Here is a 17,584-nt window from a genome sequence, read left to right as displayed (position 1 = left end):
GCCAGGCGCCAACCTCGGCGCAGCGGTCAGATCCACGTTGACGGCACCGCAAGGTCTGGCTACGCTGCACTTCCATCTTTCAATCAAGATGAAAGGATAATACGTGGACCTGACCGCCACCTCGGCCCTGCTCCGGCTGCTCTCCGACCCGACCCGGGTGCGCCTGCTGGCCTTGCTCGAACGCGAAGAACTGACCGTGGCCGAGCTCTCGGCGATCCTGCGCCTGGCCCAGCCGCGCGTGTCGACCCACCTGGCCAAGCTCAAGGATGCCGGTCTCGTCCGCGACCGTCGCGCCGGCGTGTCGTCCTACTACCGGTTCAACGGTGAGCTCGCGCCACGCGAAGGCGCGCTCCTGCATGCCCTCAAGGAAGCCGTCGATGACGCCCTGCTCAGGGACGATGAGCATCGGCTTCCCGGCGTCCTGGCCAAGCGCGCCCGCGCCGAAGGCTGGGCCGACACGGTCGCCGGCGACATGGAGCGCCATTACTCCCCGGGACGCACCTGGGAAACCCTGGCCCGCGCCATGACCCAGCTGGTCGATCCGGGTGACGTGCTGGACATCGCCTCCGGCGACGGCGTTCTCGCCGAACTGCTGGCACCGCGGGCCCGCTCGATCGTATGCGTCGATGCCAGCCCGCGCGTGGTCGCCGCTGCTCGCGAGCGGCTCAAGGGTTTTGCCAATGTCGAAGTCGTCACCGGTGACATGCATGCCCTTGATCTCGGCCGCAGGCGCTTCGATCTGGTCCTGCTCATGCATGCCCTGACCTACAGCGAAAAGCCGGCCACGGTCGTCGCCGAGGCCGCGCGCGTGCTGGCCAAAGGTGGTCGCCTGCTGGCCGCCACGCTCGGCAAGCACGCGCATCACGGTGCCGTGGAACCCTTCGATCATCGCAACCTTGGCTTCCGGCCGGCCGACCTGCGCGGTTTCGCCGAGAGTACCGGGCTCGAGGTGCTCAAATGCGAACGCATCACGCGCGAGAGCAAGGCGCCGCATTTCGAGGTGGTCACCCTGCTGGCGCGCAAGCCATGAGCGCGCCGCTGCCCTGGCTGCACCCGGAGCGCGTGCAGATGCTCGAACAGGCGCTCTCCCGGCGCATCCTGGTCATCGACGGCGCCATGGGCACGATGATCCAGAGCCATCGGCTCGACGAATCCGATTACCGGGGCGAGCGTTTTGTCGATGGCCATGATTCCGCGCATGCGCACGGCGACGGCTGTTCGCACGACCTCAAGGGCAACAATGACCTGCTTTCGCTGACCCGGCCCGACATCATCCGCGCCGTGCACGAAGCCTATCTGGAGGCCGGCGCGGACCTGGTGGAGACCAATACCTTCAACGCCACCGCAATCAGCCAGTCCGACTATCACCTCGAACACATCGTCTACGAGTTGAATCGCGAGGGCGCGCGGCTGGCCCGCGCCGCCTGCGATGCGTACAGCGCGAAGACGCCGGACCAGCCGCGTTTCGTGATCGGCGTGCTCGGGCCGACCAGCCGCACCGCTTCGATCAGTCCCGACGTCAACGATCCGGGCTTTCGCAACACCAGTTTCGACGAACTGCGGGCCACCTACCGTGAGGCCACCGAAGGCCTGATCGACGGCGGTGCGGACACGCTCATGGTCGAGACGATCTTCGACACGCTGAATGCCAAGGCCGCCCTGTTCGCCATCGCCGAGGTCTTCGAGCAACGCGGCGGCCGCCTGCCGATCATGATCTCGGGCACGATCACCGACCGCTCGGGGCGCACCCTGTCCGGGCAGACCGCCGAAGCCTTCCACGCCTCGCTTGCGCACAGTCGTCCACTTTCGTTCGGCCTGAACTGCGCCCTTGGTGCGGCCGACCTGCGCGAACACGTCGAAACCCTGGCCCGGGTCAGCCGTGCCTACGTCAGCGCACACCCGAATGCCGGCCTGCCGAATGCGTTCGGCGAATACGACGAGACACCCGAGGAGATGGCTTCGACCCTGCGTGAATTCGCCACATCAGGCCTGCTCAACCTGGTCGGTGGCTGCTGCGGCACGACGCCGGCGCACATCCACGCCATTGCCGAGGCTGTCCGCGGGCTTGCACCCCGGCGCCTGCCGGTCAGGGACCTGGCCGCATGACCGCGACTTCGCACCACACGGTCCTGTCCGGCCTCGAACCGCTGGTCATCACGCCGCAACTCAACTTCATCAACGTCGGCGAGCGCACCAACGTCACCGGCAGCGCGCAGTTCCGCAAGATGATCAAGGAAGGCCGTTTCGAGGACGCTGTCGAGGTCGCCCGCCAGCAGGTCGAAAACGGCGCCCAGATCCTTGACGTCAACATGGACGAGGGCCTTATCGATTCGGAAGCGGCGATGGTCCGCTTCCTAAATCTGATCGCCTCGGAGCCGGACATCGCACGCATCCCGGTCATGGTCGATTCGTCGAAGTGGTCGGTGATCGAAGCCGGACTGAAGTGCCTGCAGGGCAAGGGCGTGGTCAATTCGATCTCGCTCAAGGAAGGCGAGGTGGCGTTCCGGGAGCAGGCGCGCACGGTGCTGCGCTACGGTGCCGCGGCGGTGGTCATGGCCTTCGACGAGGAGGGCCAGGCCGATACCTGCGCGCGCAAGGTCGCGATCTGCACGCGCGCCTACCGGATCCTCGTCGATGAAGTGGGCTTCCCGCCCGAAGACATCATCTTCGACCCCAATATCTTCGCCATCGCCACCGGCATCGAGGAGCACGACAACTACGCGGTCGACTTCATCGAGGCGACCCGGATCATCCGCCGCACCCTGCCCCATTGCCACGTCTCCGGCGGCGTCTCCAACGTCTCGTTCTCGTTCCGCGGCAACGAGCCGGTGCGTGCGGCCATCCATGCGGTCTTCCTCTACCACGCGATCAAGGCCGGCATGGACATGGGCATCGTCAACGCCGGCGCGTTGCCGATCGTCGATGATCTCGATGGCGATCTGCGCGAGCGCGTCGAGGACGTGGTCCTCAACCGCCGAAGTGATGCCACCGAACGCCTGCTCGAGATCGCCGAGCGCCACAAGCGCGGGATTGGGGATTCGGGATTCGGGATTCGCGAAGACAAGAACGCCTGGCGCGACTTGCCGGTAGCGAAGCGACTGGCGCATGCGCTGGTGCATGGCATCGATGCGCATGTGGAGACCGACACCGAGGAGGCGCGGCTGGAATCGGTGCGACCGCTGGATGTGATCGAGGGGCCCCTGATGGATGGCATGAACGTGGTCGGCGACCTGTTCGGCGCCGGCAAGATGTTCCTGCCGCAGGTGGTCAAGTCGGCGCGCGTGATGAAGAAGGCCGTGGCCTGGCTGCTGCCCCACATCGAAGCCGAGAAACTGCGCACCGGCGATGTCGGCAAGTCGAACGGCAAGATCATCATGGCCACGGTCAAGGGCGACGTGCACGACATTGGCAAGAACATCGTCGGCGTCGTACTCCGATGCAACAACTTCGAGGTCATCGACCTTGGCGTGATGGTGCCGGCGCAGAAGATCCTCGACACGGCGCGCGCAGAGAACGCCGACATGATCGGACTCTCGGGGCTGATCACGCCGTCACTGGAGGAAATGACCCATGTCGCCCGCGAAATGCAGCGCCAGGATTTCCACCTGCCGCTGCTGATCGGCGGCGCCACGACCTCGCGCGCGCACACGGCGCTGAAGATCGAACCGCACTATCGATCACCGACGGTCTGGGTCAAGGACGCCTCGCGCGCCGTGGGCGTCGCCCAGTCGCTGATTTCGAAGGACATGGTCGACGCCTTCATGGACAAGATCCGCGCCGACTACGCCGAGATCCGCGAACGCCACAAGGGCCGCGGCGACGCCAGGCGTCTGGTCCCGCTCGAAAAGGCGCGTGCGCAACGCTTCGATGGCGACTGGACGAGCCATCGACCCGTGCAGCCGCGCCGGATCGGGGTCACGGTGCTCGATGATTTCCCACTTGCCGAACTCGTGCCGTTCATCGACTGGTCGCCGTTCTTCAACGCCTGGGAACTGGCCGGAAGCTATCCGGCAATCCTCGATGACGCCGTGGTCGGCGCGCAGGCGCGCGAGCTTCATCACGATGTCCTGGCCATGCTCGAACGCGTCATTGCGGAGAAATGGCTGGTCGCTCGCGGCGCCTTCGGTCTGTGGCCGGCGACTGCAAACGGCGACGACGTGCAGGTACTCGCCGCGGACGGTTCGACGATTTCGATCCTGCACTTCCTGCGCCAGCAGGTCGACAAGCCGATCGAACGTCCCGATTTCTGCCTGGCCGACTTCATTGCGCCGAAGGATTCGGGGGTCGAGGACTGGATCGGCGGCTTTGCCGTGACCGCCGGCATCGGCATCGACGCGCACGTGGCCCGCTTCGAACAGGACCATGACGACTACTCGGCGATCCTGCTCAAGGCCCTGGCCGATCGCCTGGCCGAGGCGTTCGCCGAATGCCTGCACCAGCGCGTGCGCAGGGACTACTGGGGTTACGCCGCGGACGAGGTTATCGACAATGAGGGCCTGATCGCCGAGGCCTATCAGGGCATCCGCCCCGCTCCGGGCTACCCGGCCTGCCCCGACCACAGCGAAAAAGCCACGCTGTTTACACTACTCGATGCGACCGCGAACACCGGCATCTCGCTGACCGAGAGCTTCGCCATGTTGCCGACGGCGGCCGTCTCGGGCTGGTACTTCTCGCATCCGAAAAGTCAGTACTTCGTGGTCGGCCGCATATCCCGCGAACAGGTCGAGGACTATTCCCGGCGCAAGGGCTGGAGTATTGCCGAAGCCGAACGCTGGCTGGCCCCGAATCTCGACTACGATCCGGAGTAGTGGAAACCTGCATGTGGGGAAACGCGCCTGCCGGATCCGGCAGGCGCGCCGATCTCTACATTCCCGACGAACCAGCGCCGCTCATGGCCGACATGAAGGCCATGCCGCCAAAAATGAAGAACAGCACGATCGCGACCAGGGCAAGAATCAGATAGGCCTTGCAGAAGTTGGACTTGTTCGGATTCGTTCCGCTCGAGAAAGCCCAGACGAACAGCATCACGATGTTGACCAGCGGAATCGCAAGGACAATGAAGGTGATGATCCAGTCGCCGAGCGACATGACCGGTGCGCTGCTACGATTTTCCATGCTTGCCTCTCCCCGAGGATGATCGCCAGGCGGACGCCTGACCGGGGGGATTCTGGCATGAAGCCGCCGCGGGCGCATCCATTCAGCTTTCGGCCCATTCCCGGCGGTGGCGCAGGTCCACGACCAGGTTGTAGATCGAGACGAAGGCCGGAAATGCGTTCGAAAGGATGCCGACCGAGTCGTTCTTGCCAAACGTGAAATAGCTGACCAGCATCAGGCTGCCGAGAATGGACAGCCACCAGAATGCCCTTGGCATGTGCACGCGGCGCAGCTTCTTGGTCGCGTACATCTGCACGAACCAGCGGCTGGTGAAGAGCAGGACGCCGCAGTAGCCAATCAGCTTCCAGGGCGTGACGCCGATGCTGTGGATGTTGAACAGGACTTCGTTCATTGCGCTGCGACACCAGGTGAGGGGGTGACGCATTCTATCCTGCCGAGGCCTCTGGCCCGGGCCGGATCGACATGTGCCCCGTCACCGACGCTTGCGCGCGAGCCGGATTATGCAAGCAAGCCGAGGCAGGCGGCCGGCTGGCGCCTGCCTACGGAATCGATCAGCTGCGCGCCTTGAGCCAGTCGTGGATCGCCGGAGGCACCTCACGCTGGGCGCGGCCGGACACGTAGATGCCGATATGCCCGCCCTTGAAGGCGATCTGGGTATAGTCCTTGCTGCCGACGGCGGCCTGCAGCGCCCGCGAGGAATCGGGCGGGACCAGATGATCCTGTTCGGCGAAGATGTTGAGCACCGGCATCGTGATCCTGCCCAGGTCCACGGTGCGGTCGCCGATGGTCAGACCACCCCTGACCAGCTTGTTGCCCTGGTAGAAATCCCGCATGAATTCACGGAAGGCCTCGCCGGCCTGGTCGGGCGAATCGAAGATCCACTTCTCCATGCGCAGGAAATTCTCGAGTTCCTCCTTGTTGTCGAGGATATCGACCATGCCGACGTACTTCTGCTGCAGCAGGCGCATCGGCTTGAGCATCAGGTAGCACCAGTTCATCAGGTCGGCCGGCACGTTGCCGATCGTGTCGACGAACAGGTCGGCATCCATGTTGCGGGTCCAGTTCGACAGCATGTTGTCCGGGGTGTGGAAATCCACCGGGGTCACCATGGTGATCAGGTTCTTGACCTTGTGCGGATGCATGGCCGTGAAGCACAGCGAGAACGCACCGCCCTGGCAAATGCCGAGCAGGTTGATCTTGGCCACGCCGGCGTTCTTCGCCACCGCATCGACGCTGCGCCGGATGTAGCCGTTGATGTAGTCGTCCAGGGTCAGCCAGCGATCGGCGCGATCCGGGTAGCCCCAGTCGATCAGATAGACATCCTCGCCCTGGGCCAGCAGGTTGCGAACCAGCGACTTGTCCGCCTGCAGGTCGACCATGTAGGGCCGGTTGACCAGCGCATAGACGATCAGGATCGGTGTCTTCGCGGTCGGCTTCCTGTCGCCGCGGAAACGGTAGACGACGAGCTTGTCCTCGCGGTAGACGACGTCCTTCGGCGTCACGCCGAAATCGACGTCGTCGAGCGTGCGCAGCACTTCGCTGCCGCGACTCATTTTCTTCTGGAAGCGGACCGCTTCCTCGAACAGTTCCGACGGCGCAATATTGAGCGGGCCCATCAGCGGTCACCTCCGCGCTTGCCGGATGCGGACGTGCGGGTCTGCGGCGCACGGCTCGCGGTCGCCGTCTTCGACTTGCGTGCGAAACGGGCGATGCTGGCGGCGAAGCTGTTGCCTTTCGGCTTGCCCTTGCTTCCCTGCCCCGTCGATTTCACTGCAGCGCCGACCGCGGCGACTGATTTTCCGGCTTCCGAGCGGCTTCGCTTGGGCCGGCGCTTGGCGCTCGAGCTGGCAGCGGTTTTGCGCCGCGGCTTCGCCTTGGACGATGGGGTTTTCGCTGCCCCGGTAACTGCCCGGCTCACGGACTGCACGACCTGCGTGCGCTTGCCCTTGCCAGCGCCGGTGTCGGCGTCGCCCGCCGGCGCTGCTTCGGCCTTGCTGCCAGAGGTCTTGGCTTGCGTAGCCCTGGCGGCGGCCGGCTTTGCCATTTTCGACGTCCTGGGCGTGCTGGCCCTGGCTGCACGTGCCGGTTTTGCGGTCGCAGCGCTGCCTGTTCGCGCGTCCGGTTGCGACTTGAGTGCCGCTACCTCGTTGCGCAAGACCCCGATCTCGGCCAGCAGCGCCTGATGTCCGGCCTCGCCTCCCTGCTGGTTGCGGAATTCGCGGCGCAGTGCCTGCAAACGCTGGCCGATGCTGTCGACTTCGCTGCGCGTCGGCATGCCGAGCTCGTTGCAGTAACGCTCGATCTCGCCCTGCACCTGCTGGCGCACGCGCATCTGCGCATCGACCACGGCGGCATACACCTCGCGGAATTCCTCGGACAGGGCGATCTCCGCATAGGCTTCCTCGGCCGCGTCGATCCAGAGGTCGTACAGGGCGCGCGCCGACTCGATCTGGCGACCGGGTTCCTCGCGTTCGGCCAGCTTGAGCTGAAAGCGGGCGAAGCTCTGCTCGCCGACCTTGAGCATGAGGCGATCGTAGCGCGCGCTCTGCTCCTGATAGTCTATGAAGACCTGCGCCGTCTTTTGCAGGTTTTCCTGCTTTTCGCGCAGGAATCCGAAAGCCGGCTGGTGCAGGGCGCCGCGTGTCTTGTCGAACATCGGCCCTGCCGCTGCGGCGAACTGCTCCATCATCTGGTCGAAGCCTCGCGCTCCCGAGCCGGCGAGCCCGCGCATCGCGGTGGCCATCGGATTACCGATCGCCGGGGACGAAAATGCACCGGAAAACATGCCGTTGCGGAATGCATCGGCCAGGTTGTCGCCAGCGCCCCCGGTCTGGCCGACCGCGGCCGCGGCCAGGCTTTGCAGCATGCCGAGATAGCCCTGGGCGCCACTGAGCATGCGCTCCACGGCCTCGTTCTGCTGCTTGCCGTCGGCAAACGGATTGGCCTTGCCCAGCACGTCGGCCCAGCCGGCGTTCGCAGTGCCGGCGCCCCACGGGACCTGGCCCGTGTTTGCGCCGAGGGCGGCTTGCGCTTGACGCGCCATCGCCTCCCAGTTCTTTGCCCATTGGGCTATATCCAGCGATTCGCTCATGGCGCGATCTCCGATTCGAGTCAGCGGGCGGCGCGGGCGCCGCATGTCGCACATGATAGCGGTGCGCGCGTTACAGCGGCGAATCGGCGCGCTGGCGCCGGCCCGGACTCCGGTACCGCACGCACATGCGCCGCGCAGGAACCCGCGACTCAGGGAACGCCCAGTTGAACCGCGCCGAGCGGGCCACTTCCACGTGGCGTGGTCGCGATATCGCGGCTCGGCGGCAGGGCCTCACCGGCAAACAGATGCGCCCACATCCGGTCCAGGGCCGCATACGCGAACGGCATCAGCGGTACATGCCGATCGCCGAACCCCGGAAAGGCCAGGAAGGCATCGAAGTGCTGGGCATGCTCGACCCGCCACAGGACAGGGTGACGCTCGTTGGCCTCGAGCCAGCGGACGTATGGATCGGAACTGAAGGCTATCGGCACCAGGCCATCGGCCTGGCCATGCACGATGATGATCGGCAGGTCGGCGCGCGGCAGCGCAGCCCGGGTTGCCTCGACACCCGCGGCAAGGCGCTGCCCTAGCGCATCCTGCGTGCCCCACAACTGGCGAAGGCACTCGACACCGGGCCAGCTCGCATCGTCGCCGGTCGCCATGTCATCGACGATGCCTACCCCGGCGCCGGGCGGAATGCCCGAGGCATCGGACCACCAGGCCGCACGCTCGGCGGGCGTCGCGAGTCGCGGGGCCGTGCCGGGATCCATGCCGGCCAGACCATAACCGCACGGCATCGGACCCGCCGCCGTGCGCGTGTACGCCGCCGCATAGGTCACCGCGACCGCGCGCCAGAGATCAAGGGCCGTGCTCGCCGCGACATTGCGCAGCGCGGCATCGGTCCAGCCGGAAACGTGCAGACGGGCCAGCGCCTCAGCGGCCTGGGTCTGCAGATCGTCCGCGGTCAACTCGCCGCGTTCGTGCAAGGTGGCGCAGCGCGTGACCCAGGCCGGTGGATGCGCGCCATTGACGCGCGCGAACGGCGTGTCGTCGAAGCGCGGCTCGAGCAACGCGCAGGGCGTCAGCAGGGCCGCTTCAGTGACGTAGTCGTAGAGGGCGCGCCCACCGTCGCCCGCGAGGATGTTGGGCTCCACTGCGACCACGCCGTCGAGCAGGTTGGCATCGTTCTCGGCGGCGCGCAAAACGGCACCGCCGCCGTTGGAAAGGCTGGCGGCGATGATGCGCGTGTTCCCGGCAGTGAATGGCGCCTGGTCCGGAAAGGCCTGGTCGAGCGCGTGCAGGGCGAACCGTGCGGCCTGGATGACGTGCCGCCCCCACGAGGCCTCGGGGTTGTCGCCGGAATGCGCATGCTTGACCAGCACGGCGTTGAGCGGGCCGGGCGTTTCATCGCCATCGGGCGCGAATTCGAGCATCTCGACGCCGCGCTCGGTACGCGTACCGTCGAGGCGAACGCCGGTATTGCTGGCCACGTCGAAATAACCGCTGCCGGTGCCCTTGTCGGTATAGGCCACCGCGCAGCCGCGCGGCAGGCCCCAGGCACCGGCCAGCGAGATCGCGCCATAGACCCCGCGCGATCCCGATGAGGCCGCGACGATCACGCAGCGCTTGTCGCGATCGAACAGGTCGGGCACCTGCAGCAGGACGCGATGCGGCGAGCGCGCTTCCGGCAGTTTCGCAAATGCGCTGAACTCGCGACCGGTAACCAGCGGAACGCTGCCGTAGATTTCGCCATAGCTGCCGAGCGGTCCCAGATCGGCGATGCCCCGCCAGCTCGTATAGATTGCCCGACGACGCAACTCGGCCGGCGTCGGCGCCTGCGCGTCGGCGAACGCCGGCACCGACCCGCGCAGGCCGGAAAGACCGAGGCCGGCGCTGAGCAGGTCGTCGGCTCCCTCGTGTCGAGTGACCCTGATCTCGCTGACGAGCCCATCGGACATGACCGGTTTCTCCGAACCCCGCGGCGTGCTCGCGCACGCGCCAAGAAGCAACGCGGCGAGGACGCCGCAACCGTGAATGACTGTTCTGTTCATGCCATCACCGTAGCAACTGTCGACCAGCCTGTCATCGGGACCAAGGTACAAGCCTTCCCTGCGCATTGCCGATGCCTGCCTGCTGTGGTGTGATCGGGTACCGAGGCCGCGAAGCCATCCTGCCCATGAAATCGATCGCCATCCTCCTGCTCGTCTGCACTGGCCTGGCCAGGCCCGCTCTGGCTGCGCCAGCCGACACCCTCGAGCAACGCGCTGCAACCCTGCACCAGAGCGCTATCGTGCTCGATACCCACCTGGATACACCGATGCTGTTCGCGCGTCCCGATTGGCGCATCGGCGACCGCCACAGCTTCGACGCGGATTTCTCCCAGGTCGACTATCCGCGCATGCTCGAAGGCGGACTCGATGGCGGCTTCTGGGTGATCTACACGCCACAGGGCGAACGCACCGTCGCCGGCAACCGGGCGGCGCGGGACTTCGGCCTGAAGCGCCTGGTCGAGATCCGCGAGATGGTCGCAGCGAATGCCGACCGCTTCGAGATCGCCCTGAGCGCCGACGATGCGGCACGCATCAAGAAGGCCGGCAAGCGCATCGTCTATATCAGCATGGAAAATGCGTCGCCGCTGGCGAGCGACCCGAGCCTGCTCAGCGCCTACTACGCGCTGGGCTTGCGCATGCTCGGCCTGGTCCACTCTGCCAACGACGACTTCGCCGATTCCTCGACCAATCCAGGCGGCCCCGAATTCAACGGACTGAGCGACAAGGGCCGGGCCCTGGTCGCCGAAGCGAACCGGCTCGGCCTGATCATCGACCTTTCGCATGCCAGCGACGCCGTATTCGACCAGGTCGTCGAGCTCTCGAAGACGCCGGTGGTGCTCTCGCATACCGCATCGGCCGCGCTCAACGCCCATCCACGCAACATCGACGATGCGCGACTGCGCAAGCTGGCCGCGACGGGTGGCGTGATCCAGGTCAATTCGGTCAACCAGTTTCTCATCAAGGTGCCGAAAAACGGCGAGCGCGATGCCGAGTTCGACCGCTTCTTCGCGATCATCGAAGACGGCGCGGCACTGACCGTCGAGAAGCGCAAGCAGGCCATGCGGCTGTACCGCGAGATCGAAGCGAAATATCCGGCGCCACAGGCGACATTCGAGGACTACATGAAACACATGCTGCACATCCTCGAAGTGGCCGGACCCGAGCATGTCGGCCTCGGCGCCGACTGGGACGGCGGCGGCGGGGTCAGCGGCATGATCGATGTCGCCAGCCTGCCGAAGATCACCGAGCGCCTGCTTCGCGAGGGCTACAGCGAGGCGCAGATCAAGGGCGTGCTCGGTGGCAACCTGCTGCGCGTGATGCGCGCGGTCGAGGCGGCCAGGCAACCGTGAACAGCCCGGGCTGCCTTGCCATGAATACGGAGGAATTGCGATGAATCGAATGAACCGGCCCGGCCTGTCGGTGCTGCTCCTGCTCTGCGCGTATGCCCGCGCCGAGACGCCGCACCCACCTGCACTCGTGATCCACGGAGGTGCCGGTGTCATCCGCGCCAGCATGACGCCCGAAATCGAGAAAGCAGTGCGGGCGACCCTGCTCGAAGCCGTCAACCGCGGCTATGCCGAACTGAAGGCAGGAAAACCCGCCCTGGATGCCGTCACCGCCGCGATCACCGTGCTCGAGGACGACCCCAACTTCAATGCCGGCAAGGGAGCCGTGTTCACCCATGACGGCCACAACGAACTCGACTCGGCGGTCATGGATGGCGCCAGCCTCAAGGCCGGCGCAGTGGCCGGCGTGCGCTCCGTGCGCAACCCCATCCTGCTCGCCCGAGCGGTGATGGAAAAATCGCCGCACGTCATGCTGGCCGGCCCGGGTGCCGAAACCTTTGCCAGGGAAAACGGCATCACCCTCGTCGATCCCGCCTACTTCCGCACCGAGCGCCGCTGGCAGCAGTTGCAGAAGGCGCTGACCGAAGACAAGGCCGGCACGGCTCACGCCGATCTGGAAACGGCGAAGCATTTCGGCACGGTCGGAGCGGTCGCCCTCGATCGCAACGGACATCTCGCGGCAGGAACCTCGACCGGCGGCATGACCGACAAACGATTCGGCCGCATAGGCGACTCGCCGGTGATCGGTGCCGGCACCTACGCCGACGCGAACTGCGCGGTTTCGGCCACCGGCTGGGGCGAGTTCTACCTGCGTACGGTCGCCGCACATTCGATCTGCATGCGCGTCGGCCTCCTCGGCCAACCGCTGGCCAAGGCCGCCGAACAGGTCATCAACAAGGACATCCCGAAACTCGGCGGCGACGGTGGCGCCATCGTGCTCGGTGCGGACGGCAGCATGGCGATGCCGTTCAACACCGACGGCATGTTCCGCGCCTGGGTCGGCGCCGACGGCATTGCGCATGTCGCGATCTACGCAGACGAGGACGCATCGAAGCAATAGGGTTCTCATTGAACGCGCTGGCCGCCGCGAGGTGCAGCGCGAGATGAAGCACCCCCCTTCATCCGGCATCATCTGTCCCTGCTTTCACTCACTCGCGGCGAGCCAGTTTCTTCTCCTTGCATGGCCACTGCAGCACTGCATAGGGGCCGCATTCACTGCCCATCCCGCGCAGCCAGGACGAAGCCGACTCCCGCAAGCATGCCGCTTGCCCATCACCGCGGCGCCTGCTCTTCCTTCTCTCGCCACGCGGGAGAAGGTGCCCGCAGGGCGGATGAGGGGCTTTGGGCTTTGGGCTTTGGGCTTTGGGCTTTGGGCTTTGGGCTTTGGGCTTTGGGCTTTGGGCTTTGGGCTTTGGGCTTTGGGCTTTGGGCTTTGGGCTTTGGGCTTTGGGCTTTGGGCTTTGGCTGTTGCCATTGCTCTCCGCTCTGGCGCGCAGGATGCGCGCTACCCGGGCCCCGTAAGCGGTGGCGGCCGGGCGAAGGAAAGGCCCGCAGGGTGGGCGCAAGGGATTGCGCCCAGTTCGCTGCCAGCACACGGAGGTGCTGTCAGCGAACCCCCGCAGCCCGGCCGCGAAGTCGCAGGGCAGGATGCCCGCAGACCACCGCTTTGGGGTGGCCTTCTCTTTGCCTACTTTCTCTTGGCCACGCAAGAGAAAGTGGGTCGCTCGCCGCAGGCGAGTGAAAGCTCTGGATTGGATCGACATATCTCGCGCCGCGTAGCGATGTCGAGCAGAGCGACAAGCACAGTCACTGGGTCCCTGCCTGAGCAGGGACGACAGCCTACAAGGTTGAATCGTTCAGAAAGCGCATCGCGCCTGAAGGCGCTCCTACAGTGGAAGCGAAGTGACTCGCACGCCGGAGGCGAGTGAAAGCCGTTGCCACCAAGGCTGCGCCGCGCAGCGGTGCACGAACAGAAGAAGCCGAGTCAACGGGTCCATGCCCGCACGAAGTCCGCCCAGTCCTGAGCCTGTCGAAGGGCTGGGACGAAGGACCTCAGTCGATGCACACTGATGCCGAGACCGCCAGCGAACAGTGGCCGCACGCAAATCCGCGGCACGGTTGTCTGCGCAGGCACTTCATGCGAAGGACAGGAAACTTCCCGCGCGCCTGCTCACACAGCGTCGACAAGACCCATGGTTGTCCACATCACGATGCCGCCGGCCGCTGCCGAAGGATCCTGCCGGCGCGGCCATCACTGCCAACCTTGCGCACCCAGAGGCGTGCATCGTCGAGCAACGAATAGATCACAGGCAACGCCATCAGGGTGACGATGGTCGAGAACATCAGGCCGCCGACGATCGCGCGCGCCATCGGGAAGTACGGTGGACCATCGCCACCGACCTGCACGGTGCCGATGCACAGCGGCACCATCGCCAGGATCGCCGTACCCATGGTCATCAGTACCGGTCGCAGGCGATCCTTGCTGCCGCGCACCAACGCTTCGGTTCGCAACAGGCCCTCATGCCTGAGCTGGTTGATGTGCATGAGCATGACAATGCCGTTGTTCACGACCACGCCCATCAATATCAGTATTCCGATCATCGCCATGAACGAAAACGTGGTGCCGGTTATCCAGAACAGCCAGAACACGCCGAACACGGAGAACACGAACGTCGTCATGATCGCGGCCGGATAGATCAGTGACTCGAACATCGCGCACATGACCACGTAGACCAGAACCAGGGCGATGATGATGTTGAACATCATGCGCTGCCCCGTCTCGTCCGCTTCGCGGAACGAGGTGCCGAAAGTCCAGCGGTAGCCGGCCGGCAGGGACACGTTGGCCATTGCCGTCTCGATGCGCTTGCGCGCCTCGTCGGAGGTGGTGTCACTGTCGAGATTGGTCTGAATCTGCAACGAAGTCTGGCGGTTCTCGCGCTGGATCGTCGAGGCCGCGCCTTGCGTACGCACCTCGACCATCGCCATCAGCGGAATCTGGCTGCCGTCCGGCGCACGCAGCTTGTAATCGGACATGTCGTTGATGCTCTGCGCATCGGCATTCTGGAAGCGTACCCAGGTCGGAATCTGCGTATCGCCGCGACGGAAATCCTTGAGCTGCGCCCCGCGCAGTGCGATCGAGACGTATTGCGCGACGTCCGCGGCGCTGAATCCGTAGTAGCGGGCGCGTTCGCGATCGATACGCACGGCGATTTCACGCTCTTCGGAATTCTCGACAAGACGAACATCGTGCAGTCCGGGAACGCGGCTCAGGACGGCCATCACGGATTCCGATTGTTCGCGCAATGTGTCCGTCGAGTCGCCGACCAGCGACAGCTTGATGCCGTTGCTGTTGCCGCCACCATTGCCATCGAAACTGACCGAGCCAATGGCCAGCTTGGGCAATCCCTTGCGTATGTCGTCGATGATCTCGCTGGCCGGCCGGATCGCATCGTCGTCTTCGGTGAGCAGGATGTTGGTCTGCGCATTGCCGCGCTCATCGAAATAGCTGTAGATGTTGCGGATCTCGAATTCTTTCTTGTGCTCGGTCAGGTACTGCTCGATCTTGCTGACCGACTGTTCAAGCTGCGGCAGGCGGTAGTTGCCGTTGAGCTCGTAGCGCAACTGCATTTCGCGCGTGTCCCCTGCCGGGAACATGTCGGACTTGGTCTGCGACATCGGCACGAAGCTCAGCAGCAGCAGGCACAACAGGCCGAGCATGGTCTTGCCGCGGTTCTGCAGCGACCAGTCGACCAGTCGTCCATAGCGATGCTGCAGGCGTGTGATCGCGTTCTCGCGGCCGATGAACTTGGGTGGCGGCAGCTTGGCGGCGAGCATCGGAATCAGGCTGACCGCCACCAGCCACGAGGCGATGTGCGCGATCGCCATCGAGATGGCCACCTGGGTCAGGTAGATGGCAATCGGGGTGCGCTCGCCGAACACGTTCGGCAGGAACACGATGATGCTGGTCAGGGTACCGGCAGTGATCGCCGTGCCGACCGCGCGCGTGCCCTCCACCGCGCTGTACCAGGGCTTGTCGGGATAGCGCTCGCGATACTGGTAGATGCTCTCGACGGCGACCACGGCGTTGTCGACCAGCATGCCCACGGCCAACAGCAGACCCATCATCGACAGGATATTGAGACTGATGCCGAAAAAGTACATGCAGCCCAGGGTAATCACGAAACAGACCGGTATGGCCAGCGAGACCATGGCCGTTGCCCGCCAGTCGCGCAGGAAGAAGAACAGCACGAGGACAGACAGCACCGTGCCCTCGATGCCTGCCTTGCCGAGTTCGCGCAGCGAATCGGTGACCCCCTTGGCCTGGTTCTGCAGGAAGTAGAGGGTCAGACCCTTCAGCTCGGGCTCCTTCGACGCCCGCGCCACCTCGGCGAGCACGGCCCGGCCAACCTCGACGAGGTTGGCGCTGCGCTCGCGGCTGATGTCGATGGCGACCGCCGGCCTCTGGTCGAGCCGCCGCTGGTAGTCGAGTCGCGCTGGTCGCAGTTGAACGTCGGCGATGTCACCCAGGCGCAGGCCGGTATCGTTGATGACCAGATTGCGCACTTCGTCCAGCGACCGCCACTCACCTTGCGGCTGCACGCGATAGCGCATGCCACCGTCGTGGATCAATCCCGCCGACGTCGAGAAGTTGGCCTCGCGCAGCGACTTGGCCAGATCATTGAGGTTGATGTTGTGGGCGCTCAGGCGATCCGAGGACAGCTCGATCTGCACCTCCGGCGGCGCCACGCCCTGGATGGTGACCTTGGCCACCCCGGGCAGGCGCTCGAGCGGGCGCTTGAGCTTGCGATCGAGCAATTCATAGGAGTTGGACAGATCGCCGTCGCTCGATATGCGCAATTGCAGAACCGGCTGGTCCGAGGTCGAGAACTTGAACACGAAGAAGCGCTGCAGGTCGTCGGGAAGATCGGCGCGGATCGCATCGATCTTGTCGCGCGCCTCGACCGCCTTCGATGAAACGTCCTGCCCCCACTTGAACTCGAGGAACAATTGCGCACCGTCGGCACGCGAACTCGAATTCATCGACTGGATGCCGGTCAGCGTGGACAGCGCCTCCTCGATCGGTCGCGCGATGGTCCGCTCGATCTCGGCCGGCGTCGACCCCGGATACGGCACGTCGATGAACAGGAACGGCGCCTGGATGTCGGGCATGTATTCGAGCGGCAGGCGAAACGCCGCGAGGAGACCGATGACGGTCATCGAAACGAAGAACATGACCGCCGTGACCGGGCGCTTCAGGCTGAGTTCGGCGAGGGTCATGGGGAGGCTCCGGGTATTGTCATCATTGGCGATGTGGGCAAGCCCGCTTGGCTGGCATGTTTCGGGAACCGAAAGGCCGACGCTTCCCCATGTTTAGTCCGCCGCTGACAGTCCGAGAAACTCCTTACTACTGAGCCTTTGCGACGGGCGAACAAATGGATTGCGACGCTTTCACTCGCCTTCGGCGAGCGAGTTACTTTTCTTTGCGTGCTCACTGCGCCGCAGGAGCGGCGCGAACGGCGCAGCTGGCCCGAAGGGCGAAGGGCAGGTAGCCCGAAGTCAAGGAAGTAACCAAAAGAAAGAGCACCCCGATGCAGCGGTCTCCGGGCATCCTGCGCTGCGACTCCGCGCAGCGGCTCCGGGGTTGGCTGACAGTCCCTCCATGGACTGGCAGCCAACTGGCTCGCATCCCTGCGAGCCGCCCTGCGGGCCTTTTCTCCGCCACTGCGCCACTGCATAGGGGCCCCAGTGACTGCGCCTCCTGCGCAGCCAAGACGAAGCAGCGTTCCGCAAACCTGCAGCTCGCTCTTCGCTTTGGCTCCTGATCTTCCTTCTCCCGCCGTGCGGGAGAAGGTGCCGCAGGCGGATGAGGGGCTTTGGCTTTGGCTGTCGCGTTTGCTTTTCGCTCTGGCGCGCAGGATGCGCGCTACCCGGGCCCCGTAAGCGGTGGCGGCCGGGCGAAGGAAAGGCCCGCAGGGTGGGCGCGAGGGATCGCGCCCAGTTCGCTGCCAGCACACGGAGGTGCTGTCAGCGAACCCCCGTAG

The 17,584-nt window shown here is 65.2% G+C and carries 11 protein-coding genes; 5 read left to right on the top strand and 6 right to left on the bottom strand.

Annotated elements, in window-relative coordinates; all coding sequences use genetic code 11:
- The first annotated feature begins 103 nt into the window (after positions 1–103).
- Genes BM125_RS10420 through metH form a run of 3 tightly spaced genes read left to right on the top strand, consistent with a single transcriptional unit; the run spans position 104 to position 4,808 of the window.
- Positions 104–1,030, top strand: coding sequence for an ArsR/SmtB family transcription factor (locus BM125_RS10420; RefSeq protein WP_092407673.1), 927 nt, complete (start codon positions 104–106; stop codon positions 1,028–1,030).
- A complete protein-coding gene (locus tag BM125_RS10415; protein WP_092407671.1) occupies positions 1,027–2,106 on the top strand; it encodes a homocysteine S-methyltransferase family protein in 1,080 nt (359 codons plus the stop codon). The genes BM125_RS10420 and BM125_RS10415 overlap by 4 nt, the downstream gene beginning before the upstream one ends.
- Positions 2,013–4,808, top strand: a complete 2,796-nt coding sequence (metH, locus tag BM125_RS10410) for a methionine synthase (protein ID WP_245778888.1) — start codon at positions 2,013–2,015, stop codon at positions 4,806–4,808. The genes BM125_RS10415 and metH overlap by 94 nt, the downstream gene beginning before the upstream one ends.
- Before the next feature lie 55 nt (positions 4,809–4,863).
- On the opposite strand, the gene BM125_RS10405 is transcribed toward metH, so the two are convergent.
- The 5 genes from BM125_RS10405 to BM125_RS10385 all read right to left on the bottom strand — a co-directional run bounded on the left by BM125_RS10405 (position 4,864) and on the right by BM125_RS10385 (position 10,197).
- Entirely contained in the window at positions 4,864–5,115 is a 252-nt protein-coding gene (locus BM125_RS10405) for a hypothetical protein (protein WP_092407667.1), read from the bottom strand.
- 82 nt (positions 5,116–5,197) lie between these two features.
- Complete coding sequence (locus tag BM125_RS10400; RefSeq protein ID WP_092407665.1) at positions 5,198–5,506, bottom strand: lipid-A-disaccharide synthase N-terminal domain-containing protein; 309 nt, start codon at positions 5,504–5,506, stop codon at positions 5,198–5,200.
- A gap of 160 nt (positions 5,507–5,666) precedes the next feature.
- Positions 5,667–6,734 carry a class III poly(R)-hydroxyalkanoic acid synthase subunit PhaC gene (locus BM125_RS10395; protein ID WP_425429612.1) on the bottom strand — a complete coding sequence of 356 codons (1,068 nt, stop codon included), beginning with the start codon at positions 6,732–6,734 and terminating at the stop codon, positions 5,667–5,669.
- Positions 6,731–8,206: a class III poly(R)-hydroxyalkanoic acid synthase subunit PhaE gene (gene phaE, locus BM125_RS10390; protein WP_175498011.1), complete on the bottom strand. Its 1,476-nt coding sequence runs from the start codon at positions 8,204–8,206 to the stop codon at positions 6,731–6,733. The genes BM125_RS10395 and phaE overlap by 4 nt, the downstream gene beginning before the upstream one ends.
- Before the next feature lie 149 nt (positions 8,207–8,355).
- Entirely contained in the window at positions 8,356–10,197 is a 1,842-nt protein-coding gene (locus tag BM125_RS10385) for a 3-hydroxybutyrate oligomer hydrolase family protein (protein ID WP_092407793.1), read from the bottom strand.
- A gap of 119 nt (positions 10,198–10,316) precedes the next feature.
- Here BM125_RS10385 and BM125_RS10380 point away from each other — a divergent pair, with 119 nt between their 5' ends.
- Together BM125_RS10380 and BM125_RS10375 are read left to right on the top strand one after the other, a co-directional pair.
- Positions 10,317–11,546, top strand: coding sequence for a dipeptidase (locus BM125_RS10380; RefSeq protein ID WP_217647853.1), 1,230 nt, complete (start codon positions 10,317–10,319; stop codon positions 11,544–11,546).
- Positions 11,547–11,595: 49 nt separating this feature from the next.
- Positions 11,596–12,603, top strand: coding sequence for an isoaspartyl peptidase/L-asparaginase family protein (locus tag BM125_RS10375; RefSeq protein ID WP_092407657.1), 1,008 nt, complete (start codon positions 11,596–11,598; stop codon positions 12,601–12,603).
- A gap of 1,145 nt (positions 12,604–13,748) precedes the next feature.
- Here the strand turns inward: BM125_RS10375 and BM125_RS10365 are convergent.
- On the bottom strand, positions 13,749–16,820 hold the full coding sequence (locus BM125_RS10365) for an efflux RND transporter permease subunit (protein WP_092407653.1): 3,072 nt from the start codon (positions 16,818–16,820) through the stop codon (positions 13,749–13,751).
- Positions 16,821–17,584 lie beyond the last annotated feature (764 nt).

The sequence above is a fragment of the Dokdonella immobilis genome (genome assembly GCF_900115085.1).
GTDB lineage: Bacteria > Pseudomonadota > Gammaproteobacteria > Xanthomonadales > Rhodanobacteraceae > Dokdonella > Dokdonella immobilis.
This window is presented reverse-complemented; position numbering and strand designations above follow the sequence as displayed.